The 13,746-nt window shown below is 72.5% G+C and carries 17 protein-coding genes and 1 tRNA gene; 4 read left to right on the top strand and 14 right to left on the bottom strand.

Annotation, left to right across the window (positions count from 1 at the left end):
• The first annotated feature begins 185 nt into the window (after positions 1-185).
• Positions 186-971: an SAM-dependent methyltransferase gene (locus tag QQS16_RS34160; protein ID WP_286066551.1), complete on the top strand. Its 786-nt coding sequence runs from the start codon at positions 186-188 to the stop codon at positions 969-971.
• A 139-nt stretch (positions 972-1,110) separates the two neighbouring features.
• Positions 1,111-1,446, top strand: a complete 336-nt coding sequence (locus tag QQS16_RS43625; RefSeq protein WP_353479713.1) for a helix-turn-helix domain-containing protein — start codon at positions 1,111-1,113, stop codon at positions 1,444-1,446.
• On the opposite strand, the gene QQS16_RS34150 is transcribed toward QQS16_RS43625, so the two are convergent.
• Positions 1,427-2,836 carry a cytochrome P450 gene (locus tag QQS16_RS34150; protein WP_286065916.1) on the bottom strand — a complete coding sequence of 470 codons (1,410 nt, stop codon included), beginning with the start codon at positions 2,834-2,836 and terminating at the stop codon, positions 1,427-1,429. The genes QQS16_RS43625 and QQS16_RS34150 overlap by 20 nt on opposite strands.
• Positions 2,837-3,176: 340 nt before the next feature.
• Between QQS16_RS34150 and QQS16_RS34145 the strand changes: the two genes are divergently transcribed.
• Positions 3,177-3,989: an SAM-dependent methyltransferase gene (locus QQS16_RS34145; RefSeq protein ID WP_286065915.1), complete on the top strand. Its 813-nt coding sequence runs from the start codon at positions 3,177-3,179 to the stop codon at positions 3,987-3,989.
• Between the two features lie 191 nt (positions 3,990-4,180).
• Entirely contained in the window at positions 4,181-4,708 is a 528-nt protein-coding gene (locus tag QQS16_RS34140; RefSeq protein ID WP_286066550.1) for an NUDIX hydrolase family protein, read from the top strand.
• Positions 4,709-4,747: 39 nt separating this feature from the next.
• Here the strand turns inward: QQS16_RS34140 and QQS16_RS34135 are convergent, their stop codons facing one another.
• The 13 genes from QQS16_RS34135 to QQS16_RS34075 all read right to left on the bottom strand — a co-directional run bounded on the left by QQS16_RS34135 (position 4,748) and on the right by QQS16_RS34075 (position 13,437).
• A complete protein-coding gene (locus QQS16_RS34135) occupies positions 4,748-5,074 on the bottom strand; it encodes a DUF2218 domain-containing protein (RefSeq protein ID WP_286065914.1) in 327 nt (108 codons plus the stop codon).
• 181 nt (positions 5,075-5,255) lie between these two features.
• The gene (locus tag QQS16_RS34130) at positions 5,256-5,618 is read right to left on the bottom strand and encodes a DUF952 domain-containing protein (protein WP_286065913.1); all 363 of its coding nucleotides are present in this window, start codon (positions 5,616-5,618) and stop codon (positions 5,256-5,258) included.
• Positions 5,619-5,893: 275 nt separating this feature from the next.
• Positions 5,894-5,967 (bottom strand) — tRNA-Pro (locus tag QQS16_RS34125).
• A 202-nt stretch (positions 5,968-6,169) separates the two neighbouring features.
• Positions 6,170-6,529 carry an MmcQ/YjbR family DNA-binding protein gene (locus QQS16_RS34120; RefSeq protein ID WP_286065912.1) on the bottom strand — a complete coding sequence of 120 codons (360 nt, stop codon included), beginning with the start codon at positions 6,527-6,529 and terminating at the stop codon, positions 6,170-6,172.
• A 30-nt stretch (positions 6,530-6,559) separates the two neighbouring features.
• Positions 6,560-7,111 carry a GNAT family N-acetyltransferase gene (locus QQS16_RS34115; protein ID WP_286065911.1) on the bottom strand — a complete coding sequence of 184 codons (552 nt, stop codon included), beginning with the start codon at positions 7,109-7,111 and terminating at the stop codon, positions 6,560-6,562.
• Positions 7,108-7,755, bottom strand: a complete 648-nt coding sequence (locus QQS16_RS34110; RefSeq protein WP_502963871.1) for a helix-turn-helix domain-containing protein — start codon at positions 7,753-7,755, stop codon at positions 7,108-7,110. Before QQS16_RS34110 ends, QQS16_RS34115 begins: the two co-directional genes overlap by 4 nt.
• 44 nt (positions 7,756-7,799) lie before the next feature.
• The gene (locus QQS16_RS34105) at positions 7,800-8,702 is read right to left on the bottom strand and encodes a LysR family transcriptional regulator (RefSeq protein WP_286065910.1); all 903 of its coding nucleotides are present in this window, start codon (positions 8,700-8,702) and stop codon (positions 7,800-7,802) included.
• 30 nt (positions 8,703-8,732) lie between these two features.
• Entirely contained in the window at positions 8,733-9,932 is a 1,200-nt protein-coding gene (locus QQS16_RS34100; protein ID WP_286065909.1) for a glycine C-acetyltransferase, read from the bottom strand.
• Positions 9,933-10,107: 175 nt separating this feature from the next.
• The gene (tdh, locus tag QQS16_RS34095) at positions 10,108-11,136 is read right to left on the bottom strand and encodes an L-threonine 3-dehydrogenase (protein WP_286065908.1); all 1,029 of its coding nucleotides are present in this window, start codon (positions 11,134-11,136) and stop codon (positions 10,108-10,110) included.
• A gap of 279 nt (positions 11,137-11,415) precedes the next feature.
• Positions 11,416-11,991: a GAF domain-containing protein gene (locus tag QQS16_RS34090; protein WP_286065907.1), complete on the bottom strand. Its 576-nt coding sequence runs from the start codon at positions 11,989-11,991 to the stop codon at positions 11,416-11,418.
• Between the two features lie 60 nt (positions 11,992-12,051).
• Positions 12,052-12,651, bottom strand: a complete 600-nt coding sequence (locus tag QQS16_RS34085; protein ID WP_286065906.1) for a GTP-binding protein — start codon at positions 12,649-12,651, stop codon at positions 12,052-12,054.
• A complete protein-coding gene (locus QQS16_RS34080; RefSeq protein WP_030938409.1) occupies positions 12,629-13,000 on the bottom strand; it encodes a DUF742 domain-containing protein in 372 nt (123 codons plus the stop codon). Before QQS16_RS34080 ends, QQS16_RS34085 begins: the two co-directional genes overlap by 23 nt.
• 2 nt (positions 13,001-13,002) lie before the next feature.
• Positions 13,003-13,437, bottom strand: coding sequence for a roadblock/LC7 domain-containing protein (locus QQS16_RS34075; protein ID WP_286065905.1), 435 nt, complete (start codon positions 13,435-13,437; stop codon positions 13,003-13,005).
• Positions 13,438-13,746: the final 309 nt, after the last annotated feature.

Genomic DNA, 13,746 nt, shown 5'->3' with positions numbered 1-13,746 from the left:
ACGTCCTGCCGTCACCGCGCAGGCCAGTCGAGCAGAAGGAGCACCGCGTGCCCGGCACCGAGCCGACCGTCGACCGGTACGGGACGAACGGAACCGACAAGCGGGGAACCGACGAGCGGGCACCCGACACGCGGAGATCCGGCACCCGGGGCTCGGACACGCACCGGGCCGCGGCCACCGACCGGATCGACACCACGACACCGCACCCGGCCCGGGTCTACGACTGGTTCCTCGGCGGCAAGGACAACTACCCGGTCGACGAGGCGCTCGGTCGGCAGATCATGTCCACCGACGGGGGCGCCCCGCGAGCGGCCCGCGCCAACCGCCGGTTCATGCGGCGGGCCACGCGCCGAGTCGCCCAGGAGGCGGGAATCCGCCAGTTCCTGGACATCGGCACCGGCATACCCACCGAGCCCAATCTCCACCAGGTCGCCCAGTCGGTCGCCCCGGACGCCCGCATCGTCTACGTCGACAACGACCCGATCGTCCTCGCCCACGCCGAGGCCCTGCTGCGCGGCACCCCCGAGGGCGAGACGCGGTACCTCCAGGCGGACGCGCGCGAACCGGACCTCATCCTCGAACAGGCCCGCCGCATCCTGGACTTCGACCGGCCCGTCGCCCTGTCCCTCATCGCCCTGCTGCACTTCGTCGCGGACGAGGACGGCGCGTACGACATCGTGGCCACCCTCGTCGACGCGCTGGCGTCGGGCAGTTGCCTGGCCCTGTCCGCGATGACCGCCGACTTCGAGCCGGAACAGGTCCGGCGGGGCATCGCCGCCTACGCGGCGGGCGGGGTGACGCTCGTGGCCCGCTCGCAGGCCGAAGTGGGCGGCTTCTTCACGGGCCTCGACCTGATGGAGCCGGGGGTCGTGTCGGTGGCCCACTGGCATCCCGAACCCGGCCCGGACGGCGTGTCCCCCGACGGGGAAGGCCCCGTGTCGCTGTACGGCGGGGTCGGCGTCAAGCCCTGACCCAGCAGCGGACGCCCGGCCCCGGGAGCCGACGGTGCCGCCGGCGGGGCCGCGCTCGACGGCGCCGACACATCGCGGCGCCCACGGCGGCGGACCGGCCGAACGGCGAACGGCGAACGGCCGTGGGTGCCCGCCGACGGTGGCCGTACGGCGAGGCGAGGCCCCCCGCGCCACGGGCGAGGGTGGAACCGGTTCCTCCGCCGCCCGCCCCGCGCCACTCACCGAGTCCCTCACCGACCGGGAGCTCGACGTGGTCCGCCCGGTCGCCCTCGGCCGCACCGACGCCGAGATCGCCGCCGAGCCGTACATCTCCCTCTGCACGATCAGGACGCGCCTGTCCGGCGTGGCTGAAGCGGACGCCGGAACCGCGTGGAGATCGCGGCCTGGCGTGGCGGAACGGACAGGCGAAACCCTCACCATGACGGCCGTCCGGCCGCACGGCGTGACGCCGCGGCTCAGCCGCCCGAGCGGATGAGGCCCGTCAGGTACCGCCACAGCGACGACCGCCGCTTGGCGGCCAGGTCCGGTACGTCGGCCGCGGGGCTCGCGGTCTCCTCGCGCAGCGGCACCACCGGCACCGGCCGCTCGGCCAGTTCGTAACGCACCGGCAGCGAGCGCAGTCCCCGCATGAACGGCGAGGAACGCCACGGCAGTTGGTCGACCGGGAGGGCGAGCTCCAGATGCCCGAACCGTTCGAAGAGGCGGCTCACGCCCGCCGAGGCGATCGTCGACGCCAGCTCGCGGGCGGGGCACTGGCGGGGCCCCGCGCCCCACGACAGGTGCGCCCGGCTGCTGATGGTGGAGGAGCCCGGCGCCATCTGTCCGGCGAAGAGCGGGTCCGCGTGCGCGGCGGCGGAGGAGACCCACACCGGGTCGCCGGCGTGGATGGTGTAGTGCCCGAGCCGGGTGTCCTCGGCCGCGAACCTCGGCACGAAGTTGACCAGGGGCGGCTTGCGCATGACCACCCGGTTCATGGTCTCCCGGATCATCCCGGCGGACAGGGCGGTACGCACCCCGCCCTCGCGCTCGCCGGAGATCACCTCGACCACGGTGTTGGAGATGAGGATGCCGACGTGGTCGGAGGTCATGCCGAGCAGCATGAACAGCTCCCGGGCCAGCTCGTCGACCGAGAGGTCCGGGTGGGCGGCCAGCAGGTGGGAGGGGAAGTCGTTCCCCGGTCGCTCGACCTTGGCGGCGGCCAGCTCCGTGAGCGTCCCCAGCAGGCGGTCCAGGGCGGGTTCCGCGTCCGGGCCCGCGTCCAGCACGCGCCACATGTCCATCAGGGCGTCGTCGCCCTGCGATCCGGGGAAGCCGAGCAGGTGGCTCGCCGCCATCAGCGGGAGCGGGCGGGAGAACTGTGCCGACAGGTCGGCCATGCCGGTGCCACCGCCCTGCGCGAGCAGGGTGATCAGCTCGTCGGCGTAGACCGTGACGGCCGCTTTCAGCCGCTTGGCCTGGGGGTGGCGCGGGTCCTGGAACGGTCGCAGGGCGACGTCCCAGGCGGTGCGCAGCGGGCGGTAGCCCGGACCGCCCTGGATCAGTACGTGGTTGACCTCGAGGGAGGGGCCGAGCGGCCAGTCGGCGGGGACCCGGCCCTCCGACCGGGCCCGCCAGTTCTCCAGGCCCTTCGGCCAGGCCGCGTCGTCCTGCAGCACCTGAAGCGACTCGCGGTAGCCCAGCACGAGCCACGCGGGGACGCCGAGCAGGTCGACCGGCGCGACGGGGCCGTGCCGTTGCCGCAGCCGTTCGTAGACGAGCGCGGGGCGCGTCTCGTAGTCCCGGGTCAGCAGGGGTTCCGGTGCCAGCGCCTCCAGCCGCGCCCCTCCCGCCGCCGGCTCCCCTTCGTCGACCAGGTGGATTTCCATGATTTGCCGCCCTCTTCGACACTGCGCGTAGCGGTCCGCGGCCTGTGCGTGGTTGCGGACCGGGGGGACCTTACCTCAGGGGTCACGCGCGCCACACCCCCGGGGTACTCACCGGTAGCAAGGAACGCGCCCGTCAGCGGGCTCTCGGCGGTCGAGCCGGGGCGCCCCGACGGCCGTCCCTGGGGCGGGAGTCGAAGGGGAGCGCACCACCCCCTGGGCCCAGGGCGCGCGGCCCGGCCCGCCCGCCCTTCGCCGGGGGTTTTGGGGACAGAGCTGATCTTCGGGCGGCACAATGACGACGAGGGCCGAGGAAGGCCAAGGCGCGACAAGGAGCACGGACGTGAGTGACAGCCACACCCCCTCAGGCACGTCGGCGAGGCTGAACACCGGGGTGGCACACAACGCCCGCGTGTGGAACTACTGGATCGGCGGCAAGGACCACTACGAGGTGGACCAGCAGGTCGGCGAGCACGTGGCCGGGATGTTCCCGGTCATCCGGGAGATAGCCCGCGCCGACCGCTGGTTCCTGGGCCGCGCGGTGCGGTTCCTCGCCGAGGAGCAGGGCGTGCGGCAGTTCCTCGACATCGGCACCGGGCTGCCGACCGTCGACAACACCCACGAGATCGCCCAGCGGATCGCCCCCGACTCGCGGATCGTCTACGTCGACAACGACCCCATCGTGCTGGTCCACGCCCGCACCCTGCTCACCGGCACCACCGACGGGATCACCGACTACATCGACGCCGACGTGCACGACCCGGACGCCATCCTCGAACGCGCCGGGCGGACCCTGGACTTCGGTCGGCCGGTCGCCGTGATGATGCTGGGCATCCTGAACTTCGTCCTGGACACCGACAAAGCGCGGGACATCGTCCACCGCGTGATGGCCGCACTGCCCTCCGGCAGCCATCTGGCCCTCACGCATCCCACGTTCGACGCCGACCTCGGCGGCGAGGGCCAGATGTCGGCGATGAGGTTCTGGAACGAGAACGCCACCCCGCCGATCACCGCCCGCAGCCGCGCGGACATCGCCGCCTTCTTCGACGGTCTGGACCTGCTGGAGCCCGGTCTGGTGTCGTGCTCGCAGTGGCGCGCCGAGTCCGCGTCCCCCGTCGTGGTACCGCAGTTCGGCGCGGTGGCGGTGAAACCCTGAGCCGGGCACCGGCCCGGCGGCACGTCGGCCAGGGCTCGCCCCAGGAGGGCTACGACCACGCGCGGGCCCGGCGAACGGGCTGAGCGCGCGGCACGCCCCGCGGATCGCCGTACGGGTTCCCGGGTGACAACGCTCACCAGGTCTACCCGTTTTTCGCCACGTCCGGAAAGTATGATCAAGCAATGTCTGACATGACCGATACCACGTCCGGTTGGCTGAGTTCCGACGAGCTCGAGTTCGCGCGCGCCCGTATGCCGATCCTGTACGTCGAGGCCGTGCCCGTGCGCGTCGACGACAGCGGTGAAGTCACCAGCATCGGAGTCCTGCTCCGCATCGGTCCGGACGGGACGGTCAGCCGGACCCTGGTGTCCGGCCGGGTGATGCACCACGAGCGCGTCCGGGACGCGCTGCTGCGCCACCTGGAGAAGGACCTCGGCCCGGTCGCCCTGCCCCGCGTGCCGGCCTCCCTCCAGCCCTTCACCGTGGCCGAGTACTTCCCGACCCAGGGCATCACGCCGTACCACGACCCGCGCCAGCACGCCGTGTCGCTCGCCTACGTGGTGCCGGTCAGCGGCGACTGCCGCCCCCGGCAGGACGCCCTGGACCTGGTCTGGTTCAGCCCGCAGGAGGCGCTGTCGCCCGCGGTGCAGAGCGAGATGCCGGGCGGCCACGGAGTCCTGCTCAAGCAGGCGCTGGCGCACATGGGCTGCGTGATCTGAGAGTCCGCGGTCCCGGGCCGTCAGCCGCGGGCCGGGCCGTCAGTCGGTGTCATTGCGCTGTGTGGTGCCGGGCTCACCGGTGTCGCGCCGCCACTCGACGACGAGCTCGTCCTTGGTGCCGAAGCGGACCAGATGGCGGCCGACGACGTCTTCCAGACGGTCGAGGTGTTCGGCCTGCGACTCCACCGAGAGCAGCAGGGCGCCCTCGGTCGCGGTGAGGGCGCCCGTGCCGTCCTGGAGGACCAGCCGGCCCTCGCCGCTGTCCTCGTCCCAGCTGGTCTCGGCGCGGCGGCCGAGGTGGGAGGCGAGCTGCTTGGCGTAGCGGTGCGGGCGGTCGGTGGCGACGCGCGCTTCGGAACGGGCCATGGTGGGCTCCTGGGGATCGTCGTGCGGTACGGGTCGATGGTGCCGCAGCGCGGTGCCCCTACGGCGTTTCTCCACCGGCCCCACACCACCAGGCGGAGAAGCAGCCACCGTGTCGACGCGGGTGCCGCGTCCCTGCCTCGCGGTGCGGGTGCCCCGGCCGGCGTTCTGGTGCCGGGGCGGGTCAGTCCGCTTCGGTGAACCCCACGGCCCGGCCGCTCTCGTCCCACTCGACGCGCAGGACCCGCGCGACGGCCTCGCGGTCGAGCGGGCCGAACACATGCGGGAACAGGGTTCCCTCGGCGACCCCGGGCGGCGGGGCGGGCGCCGCCGCCTCCCACGCCACCACGGAACCGAGCCGTTCCTCGTCGAGGACCAGCGCCATCAGCGGCCTGGGCGCGTCCCGGTAGAAGGCGTTGACGACGGCCAGGGTCGTCCGCTCGTCGGCCGAGCAGTGCACGAATCCCTCCTCCGCGAGGGAGGCGGGGGCGTAGGGGCACTCGGGATCGGTCATCCAGTCGGCGAGTGGTACGACGTGATAGATCATGGTCCGGTTATACCCGCGGGGACGGCCGTTCGGCGTGCCGTGTCCCGCGACGCGGGCCACGCGGTCCAGGTGTTCTCGCCCCCGACCCGGACACTCCCCCACGCCGTCCTGAGGACGCGGTCCCGCAGGTCCTCGCGGCGGCTCGGCGGGTTCCGTGAGTCCGGCGACCGCCTGACATGCCGACGTTCCGCGGAACGCGGCCCGCCTCGCCGGTCCGGGTCGGACGAACGCGTCAGCGGGCCCGCCGTAGTCGGCGGACCCGCTGATGAACACCGTCGGGACGACAGGATTTGAACCTGCGACCCCTTGACCCCCAGTCAAGTGCGCTACCAAGCTGCGCCACGTCCCGGTGCCGTCTGACCTGGGCTTTCCCTGGCCGAACGCGCAGGGAAACAATACCGCACTCGGGTCGATGGTCGCGCACCCGTTTATCGGGCTTGACGCGGTGCCGTCCGCCGCCGTCCGCCAACCCGCTGGGCGCCCGTCGACCGGTCGCGGAGTCCCGGCCCGCGGAACCCGGCCCAGGCCACGCCGACGGCGCCGGGGCGTGGTCAGCCGACGGCCGGCGACCCCAACTCGGGGTGGGCGTCGAGCAGTCCGGTGGGTGCCGCCTGGCGCCAGGAGTCGATGAGGATGTCCCGCAGTTCGTCCTCGTCCTCCAAAGCGGCGAGGCGGGCCCGTACCCAGGCGAACTGGGCCTCGTGGCCGGCGATCCAGAACTTCTCCGGCTCGGCCAGGACCAGTTCGTCGCGCTCCTCCTTGGGGCAGCGCACGGCGAGGGAGGTCTCGTCCTCGGGCAGCGTGGCGAACATCTTCCCCGCGACCCGGAAGGTGGGCATGCTCCAGGCGGTCTTCTCCGTCGTGTCCGGCAGGGACAGGGCGATCCGTCGTACGTCTTCGGCATCCGGCATGACAGGCACCGTAGCGGCTGCCACTGACAATCACCTGGTGAGAGTGCCCGCCTGGGCATCCGTACGGGCGCCTACACGCTTGTAGTACAGCGTCGTCGGCCGCAGTGCCCCGGCCGGGTCGGCCGCGTAGTCGGGGATCACACCGGCCCTGGTCCAGCCGGCCGCGCGGTAGAGGTGCTCGGCGTGGCTGCCGGTCTCCGTGTCCAGGTGGAGGAGAGTGACGCCCGCCTCGGCCGCGGCCCGCTCCGCGACGGTCAGGAGTCCGCGGCCCAGGCCCTGGCCCCGGGCGTCCCGGTGCACCATCAGCTTGACCAGTTCGGCGCGGTGGCGGCTGTTGGGTTTGTCGGGGAAGGCCAGCGTGACCGTGCCCACGGTCCGGTCCCCGTCGTGCGCCGTCCACACGGCGAGTCGACCGGCGGCGGCCGCGGCGGCGCGCTCCTCCCACCAGGCGAGGGCCGTCTCGCGGTCGAGCGGGGCGAGGAATCCCACCGAGGCCCCGTCGTCCACGGTGTCGACCAGCAGGTCCGCCAACTCCTCGACAGCGGCGTTCAGCTGCGTTTCGTCCAGCCGGGAGACGATCACGGCAGCACCACCGCCAGCACGTACCGCGCCGCCTCCTGACCGGCGCACCGGAAGCGCGTCGGACCCCACACCCGCATCCGCAGGCAGTCCCCGGTGGCGAGGTGGTGCTCGACGTCCTGCGTGGTCACGTCGAGCGCTCCGGACAGCACCCAGACGTGCTGTTCCAGGCCGGGCACCGGCGGCCGGTCGTACGCGAGGTCGGCGCCCGCGGCGAGCCGCCCCTCCACCAGCTCGCCGCGCAGCCCGGAGTGCGGCGGGGACACGGAACGCCGTACGAAACCGGAGGCCCGGTCCTCCCACACCGGCTGTTCGGCGGCCCGTACCAGCAGCGCCGGTTCCGCCTCGACCTCGCTGAGGAGCTGGGACATGGTCCGGCCGTAGACGTGACAGAGCCGGTTCAGGAGGGAGGCGGTGGGGCTGATCTCCGCCCGCTCGGCCCGGGACAGGGTGGACCGGCTCACTCCGGTCCGCTCCGCCAACTCCCCGAGGCTCCAGCCGCGTTCGGCCCGCAGCCCGGCGAGCCGCGCACCGAGCCGGGTGTCCACGGTGTCGACAGGGTCGGCGGGGTCTGCGGGGTCTGCGGGGTCGACGGTGGCCGTGCGCGAAGCCGGGGTGAGGGAACCCCCTCCAAGGGCGTGTTTCATATCCGGGACGGTATCCCATAAATGAAACGAACGGGTTTCGCGGGTCACATCGGAGCAGCTGCCTCCAACGCGTCCAGCACCGGACGGATCAGGGGATGCTCCTCCGCGCCCCGCCGTACCGCCGCGAACACCCGGCGGGTGGGCGCGACACCGTCGACGGGCCGGACGACCACACCGGTGAGGTCCATGCCGCGCAGCGCCGAACGGGGCACGAGGGCGACGCCCACGTCGGCGGACGCCAGGGCCACCACGGCACGGAAGTCGTCCGAGGAGTGTTCGAGGCGAGGCTGGAAACCGGCGCCCTCACAGGCGAGGACGACCACCTCGTGGCACGGGTTGCCCGGGTAGGGGCCGATCCACGGGTCCTTGGCCAGCTCCGCGAGCGGGACCTCGTCGGCGTCGGCGAGGCGGTGGCTGACCGGGACGACCGCGTCGAAGGGCTCGGCGTACAGCGGGACGTGCGCCAGGCGCGGGTCGTCGGCGCGCGGGGCCCCGCGGTACTCGACGGCGACCGCGACGTCGACCTGCCGGTCCAGCACCATCGGCAGGCTGGCGTCCCCCTCGGCGTCCTGCACGCGGATGCGGATACCGGGCGCCGTGCCGGCGAGGCGGGTCACCGCGGGCGCGACGACCAGGGCGATGCCGGTGGCGAAGGAGGCGACGGTGACCGTGCCCGCCTGGCCCGAACCGTAGGCGGCGAGCTCGGCCCCGGCGCGCTCCAGCTGGGCGAGGACCGCGTGGGTGTGGCGGAGCAGGATCTCACCGGCCGGAGTCAGCCGTACGCCCTTGGCGCCGCGCTCGACCAGCCGGTGGCCGGTCTCCTGCTCCAGGGCCGTCAGCTGCTGCGAGACCGCCGACGGGGTGAGGTACAGCGCGGCGGCAGCCGCCGTCACCGTGCGGTGGTCGGCCACCGCACGCAGGATGTGGAGCCGCCGCGCTTCGATCATGCGAACGATTATCGCAATATGTCCGCCTGGTCAGGCGTCCAGCTCCGCCCGCGCCGCGACGAACGCGTCCACCGCCCGGTGCACGTCCTCGGTGGAGTGCGCGGCGGAGAGCTGGACGCGGATCCGGGCCTGGTCCTGCGGCACGACCGGGTAGGAGAACCCGATCACGTAGACGCCGCGCTCCAGCAGCAGCTCGGCCAGGCGGCCGGCCCTCGCCGCGTCCCCGATCATCACGGGCGCGATGGCGTGGTCGCCGGGCAGGACGTCGAAGCCCTCCTCGGTCATCCGGCGACGGAAGAGGGCGGTGTTCCCGGCCAGCCGCACGCGCAGGTCGTCCGCCGACTCCAGTAGGTCGAGCACCTTCAGGGACGCGGCGGCGATCACCGGGGCGAGGGTGTTGGAGAAGAGGTACGGCCGTGAGCGCTGGCGCAGCAGCGCGACGATCTCGGCGCGGGCGGCGACATACCCGCCGGAGGCCCCGCCGAGCGCCTTGCCGAGGGTGCCGGTGATGATGTCGACGCGGTCCATCACGCCGTGCAGTTCCGGGGTGCCGCGCCCGCCGGGACCGACGAAGCCGACCGCGTGGGAGTCGTCGACCATGACCATCGCGTCGTGGCGGTCGGCGAGGTCGCAGATCTCGCGGAGCGGGGCCACATAGCCGTCCATGGAGAAGACGCCGTCGGTGACGATCAGCTTCCGCCGCGCGCCTCCCTCCGTGGCCTCCTTCAACTGGCGTTCCAGGTCCGCGAGATCGCGGTTGGCGTAGCGGAAGCGGCGGGCCTTCGACAGACGGATGCCGTCGATGATCGAGGCGTGGTTGAGCGCGTCGGAGATGACCGCGTCCTGCGGGCCGAGCAGTGTCTCGAACACACCGCCGTTGGCGTCGAAGCAGGAGGAGTAGAGGATCGTGTCCTCCTGGCCGAGGAAGGACGACAGGCGCGCCTCCAGCTCCTTGTGCACCTGCTGCGTCCCGCAGATGAAGCGCACGGACGCCATGCCGTAGCCCCAGCGGTCCAGGGCCTCGTGTGCGGCGGCGATCACCTCGGGGTGGTCGGCGAGCCCGAGGTAGTTGTTGGCACAGAAGTTGAGGACCTCGCCGGGACGGCCGCCCGCGGACACGTTGACGGTCGCCGACTGCGGGCTGTCGATCACGCGCTCGGGCTTGTGCAGACCGGCGGCGCGGATCTCGTCGAGGGTGACGCGCAGATCGTCACGCACGGAGTCGAACATGGGAGGCTCCTGAAGTCCTGGCACGGAAGGGTGAGTCGGGGGTCTCGCGCGGAGAGAGGTGTGGGGTGCCGCGCGGAGAGCGGTGCGGGTGCTCGTACGGGGAGCGGGTGCGGTGTCTGCCCGGGAGGCGCGGGGCCGGGCCGACGGCGGGCGCGGTGCTCGGGTGGGAAGCGGGTCACGCGGTCCAGTCGAGGATGACCTTGCCGCCGCGGCCGCTCGCCGCGTCCGCGAACGCCGCCTCGAAGTCGCGGTAGCCGTACCGGCCGGTGATCACGGGGGCCAGGTCGAGGCCGCCCTCCAGCAGCACCGACATCGCGTACCAGGTCTCGAACATCTCGCGGCCGTAGATCCCCTTGAGGGTGATCATCGAGGTGACGATCCGGGCCCAGTCGACCGGGAACTCCTCGGACGGCAGGCCGAGCATCGCGATCCGGCCGCCGTGCGTCATGTTGGCGATCATGTCGCGCAGCGCCTCGGGGCGGCCCGACATCTCCAGCCCGATGTCGAAGCCCTCGCGCAGGCCGAGGTCCCGCTGCCCGTCGGCGATCGTCGCCCGCGAGACATCGAGCGCGAGGCTCACGCCGATCTTGCGGGCGAGTTCCAGCCGCTCCTCGCTCACATCGGTGATCATGACGTTGCGGGCACCCGCGTGCCGGGCCACCGCGGCGGCCATCAGCCCGATCGGGCCGGCGCCCGTGATCAGGACGTCCTCGCCGACCAGCGGGAACGACAGCGCGGTGTGGACGGCGTTGCCGAACGGATCGAAGATCGCGGCGATGTCCAGGTCGACCGGGACGCGGTGCACCCACACGTTGGCGGCGGGCAGCGCCACGTACTCGGCGAACGCGCCGTCACGGCCGACGCCGAGCCCGACCGTGGCCCGGCACAGGTGCCGCCGCCCGGCCAGACAGTTGCGGCACCTGCCGCACACCAGGTGGCCCTCGCCGCTGACCCGGTCGCCCGGCTTGATGTCGCCGACGTCCCGCCCGGTGTCGACGACCTCGCCGACGAACTCGTGCCCGATCACGAGCGGGGTGCGGATCGCCTGCCGCGCCCACCCGTCCCAGGACCGGATGTGCAGGTCGGTGCCGCAGATGCCGGTACGCAGCACCTTGATCAGTACGTCGCCGGGTCCGACGGCGGGCTCCGGGACGTCCGCGAGCCACAGCCCGGGCTCCGCCTTCTCCTTCACCAGCGCTTTCAACGCTACGGCTCCTGAGGTCGGGCCCCGGGCACGGGCATGCCGAAGACGCCCGCGTCCGGGGTGAGGGGTGGAATCGCGTAGCAATCTGCCCTACGGCGGCGCCCCGGTCCATCGAGGATTTCTTAAGCGCCGCCACAGCTTTCCTTCACGCCCTCCGGCGGTCTTCGCGGCAGGCGGCGGGCCCGGTTCCGGCTGGTCGGCGGGACCGGGTGCCGGAGCGCCGTGGTACTGCCCTGCCGCCGTATGCCGTACCGCGGTCCGTGGCCCGGCACCGGATCCTCAAGCCGGAAGTCCGTCGCCCTCGCGACGTTCCAGTCGTACGACGAGTTCGGCGGCCGCCGCCTTGATGGTCTCCAGGCCGGGCCTGCCCCAGGGCCGCGGCTCGATGTCGGCGACGCACACGGTGCCCAGCACCATGCCCACGCTGTCGAGCAGGGGTGCGCCGAGATAGGAGCGGATGCCGTACTCGTCGACGATCGGGTTGCCGGCGAATCGCGGGTAGTCGCGGACGTCCTCCAGCACCAGCGCCTTGCGCCGCACCACCACATGGGGACAGAACCCGTGGTCGCGCTCCATGTGGCGGCCCACCACGGGTGCGGTGCCGTCGGCCTTCACCCGAGGTCTGATGTCCGGGACGCGCAGGCCCGCGAAGAACTGCCGCCGCTCACCGACGAAGTTGACCATGGCGTACGGCGCGGCGACTCGCTCGGCGAGGTGGTACGCGAAGGCGTCGAGGGCGGGCTCCGGATGGTCCCCCAGGCCCAGCGAGGCCAGCCGCCGGGCACGGGCGGGGGCCTCCTTGTCCTCGGGGGTGAGCAGTAGTCGACCGGCCGGGCGGGGCAGGTCGTAGCTCATGGGCGGGCTCCGTCGCTGTGGACGTACGGCATATGCGGCTCCGTTGCGGGTGTGCGGGGGTCACATGTGGGCGCCATGACTCGGCGCGACGGCCGGGCTGTGGGCGATGAGGTGGCGTACCAGGGTCAGCAGGGTCTGGACCCCGGAGCTGGAGATCCTGGCGTCGCAGCGGACGATGGGGATCTCCGGGGCGAGGTCGATGGCGGCACGGACCTCCTCGGGGTCGTAGCGGTACCCGCCGTCGAACTCGTTGATCGCGACGATGAACCCCAGGCCGCGCTGCTCGAAGAAGTCGACGGCTGCGAAGCAGTCCTCCAGTCGGCGGGTGTCGGCGAGGATGACCGCGCCGAGGGCTCCCTCGGAGAGTTCGTCCCACATGAACCAGAACCGCTCCTGCCCGGGCGTGCCGAACAGGTACAGGACGTGTTCCCGGTCGAGGGTGATGCGGCCGAAGTCCATGGCCACCGTCGTCTCGACCTTGTTCTCGATCCCTTCGAGGCTGTCGGTCGCGGCACTGACCGTGGTGAGCAGTTCCTCCGTACTGAGCGGCGCGATCTCGCTGACCGCGCCCACGAAGGTCGTCTTGCCTACTCCGAACCCGCCCGCCACCAGGATCTTCAGTGCGGTGGGAAAGGGGTCAGAGCTGTCGTCGTAGTCCATCGAGCACTGCCTCCAGAAGGGCCCGGTCTGTCGGGTTGTGGGTGAACTCGGGTGGCTTGGTGGTCAGGGCCCCGCAGTCGACGAGGTCCGACAGCAGCACCTTGGTGACCACCGCCGGCAGCTTCAGATGGGCGGCCACCTCGGCGACCGAGACGGGCGCGCGGCACATGTCGAGCACCTGCGCGTGCTCGGGGCCGAGGTAGCCGAGGGGGGTGGCTCCGGTGGCCATCACGTGCGACAGGAGGTCGAGCGCGATGGTGGGCCGGGTACGACCGTTGCTGACCGTGAAGGGGCGCACCAACCGCCCGGCCGCGTCGTCGAGCCAGGGCCCGTCTCCGGCCGCCGCCACGTTCAAGGCCTCATCGCCGTGGGTTCGACGGTGTGCTGCCGAGGTGCCGTCACCAGGTAGGGGCGGACGCTCTTGACCAGCATCGCCATCTCGTAGCCGAGCACCGCCGCGTCGGCCTCGCGGCCGGCCAGCACCGCCAGACAGGTGCCGGAGCCCGCGGTGGTCACGAACAGCAGCGTCGCGTCGAGTTCGACGACGACCTGGCGGACGTCCCCGCCGTCGCCGAACCGGACGCCGGCGCTGCGGCCGAGGGAGTACAGGCCGGAGGCCAGAGCCGCCATGTGGTCGGCGCTGTCGGGGTCGAGCCCGTGCACGGACTTCACGAGCCCGTCGCAGGACAGGAGCACCGCGCTGGTGGTGTGCGGGACGCGCTGCACGAGGCCGCTCATCAGCCAGTCGAGATCGGATACATGGCCGGTCGGCGCTTCGCTCGCCATGGTGGATCGACTCCTTGAGGTACGAAGGTCTGCGGGAGCGCTGGGGGGTGGGGTGAACGCGGGGGTGGTCATCCGGCGGGTGCGCTCCCGTCGTGCCGGGTGCTGTGGTCGGGATCGTGGTCGCGGTCGGCATGGAGGTCGACGTCGGAATCGGGCGCGGGGGCCGGCACGGGACCGTTCTCCGGCCCGCCCGGCTCCTCGCGGGCCACCGGCGCCGCGCGCGGGAAACGCCCCTCGCCGGTACCGGCCCGGTCCATGGGCCACGGGTCGATGGACCGGGCGTCCATGGACCGTGCGCCTATGGGTCGT

The organism is Streptomyces sp. ALI-76-A (assembly GCF_030287445.1).
Classification (GTDB): Bacteria; Actinomycetota; Actinomycetes; order Streptomycetales; family Streptomycetaceae; genus Streptomyces.
Note: the sequence above shows the minus strand (reverse complement) of the source record. Positions and strands in the feature narration are given on the sequence as shown.

What these genes read in the sequence shown, in the direction of transcription:
- QQS16_RS34150 (WP_286065916.1), bottom strand. Translation starts at nt 2,836, where the DNA reads ATGGAAATCCACCTGGTCGACGAAGGGGAGCCGGCGGCGGGAGGGGCG.
- QQS16_RS34140 (WP_286066550.1), top strand. Translation starts at nt 4,181, where the DNA reads ATGACCGATACCACGTCCGGTTGGCTGAGTTCCGACGAGCTCGAGTTC.
- QQS16_RS34135 (WP_286065914.1), bottom strand. Translation starts at nt 5,074, where the DNA reads ATGGCCCGTTCCGAAGCGCGCGTCGCCACCGACCGCCCGCACCGCTAC.
- QQS16_RS34130 (WP_286065913.1), bottom strand. Translation starts at nt 5,618, where the DNA reads ATGATCTATCACGTCGTACCACTCGCCGACTGGATGACCGATCCCGAG.
- QQS16_RS34120 (WP_286065912.1), bottom strand. Translation starts at nt 6,529, where the DNA reads ATGCCGGATGCCGAAGACGTACGACGGATCGCCCTGTCCCTGCCGGAC.
- QQS16_RS34110 (WP_502963871.1), bottom strand. Translation starts at nt 7,755, where the DNA reads ATGAAACACGCCCTTGGAGGGGGTTCCCTCACCCCGGCTTCGCGCACG.
- QQS16_RS34105 (WP_286065910.1), bottom strand. Translation starts at nt 8,702, where the DNA reads ATGATCGAAGCGCGGCGGCTCCACATCCTGCGTGCGGTGGCCGACCAC.
- QQS16_RS34100 (WP_286065909.1), bottom strand. Translation starts at nt 9,932, where the DNA reads ATGTTCGACTCCGTGCGTGACGATCTGCGCGTCACCCTCGACGAGATC.
- QQS16_RS34090 (WP_286065907.1), bottom strand. Translation starts at nt 11,991, where the DNA reads ATGAGCTACGACCTGCCCCGCCCGGCCGGTCGACTACTGCTCACCCCC.
- QQS16_RS34085 (WP_286065906.1), bottom strand. Translation starts at nt 12,651, where the DNA reads ATGGACTACGACGACAGCTCTGACCCCTTTCCCACCGCACTGAAGATC.
- QQS16_RS34075 (WP_286065905.1), bottom strand. Translation starts at nt 13,437, where the DNA reads ATGGCGAGCGAAGCGCCGACCGGCCATGTATCCGATCTCGACTGGCTG.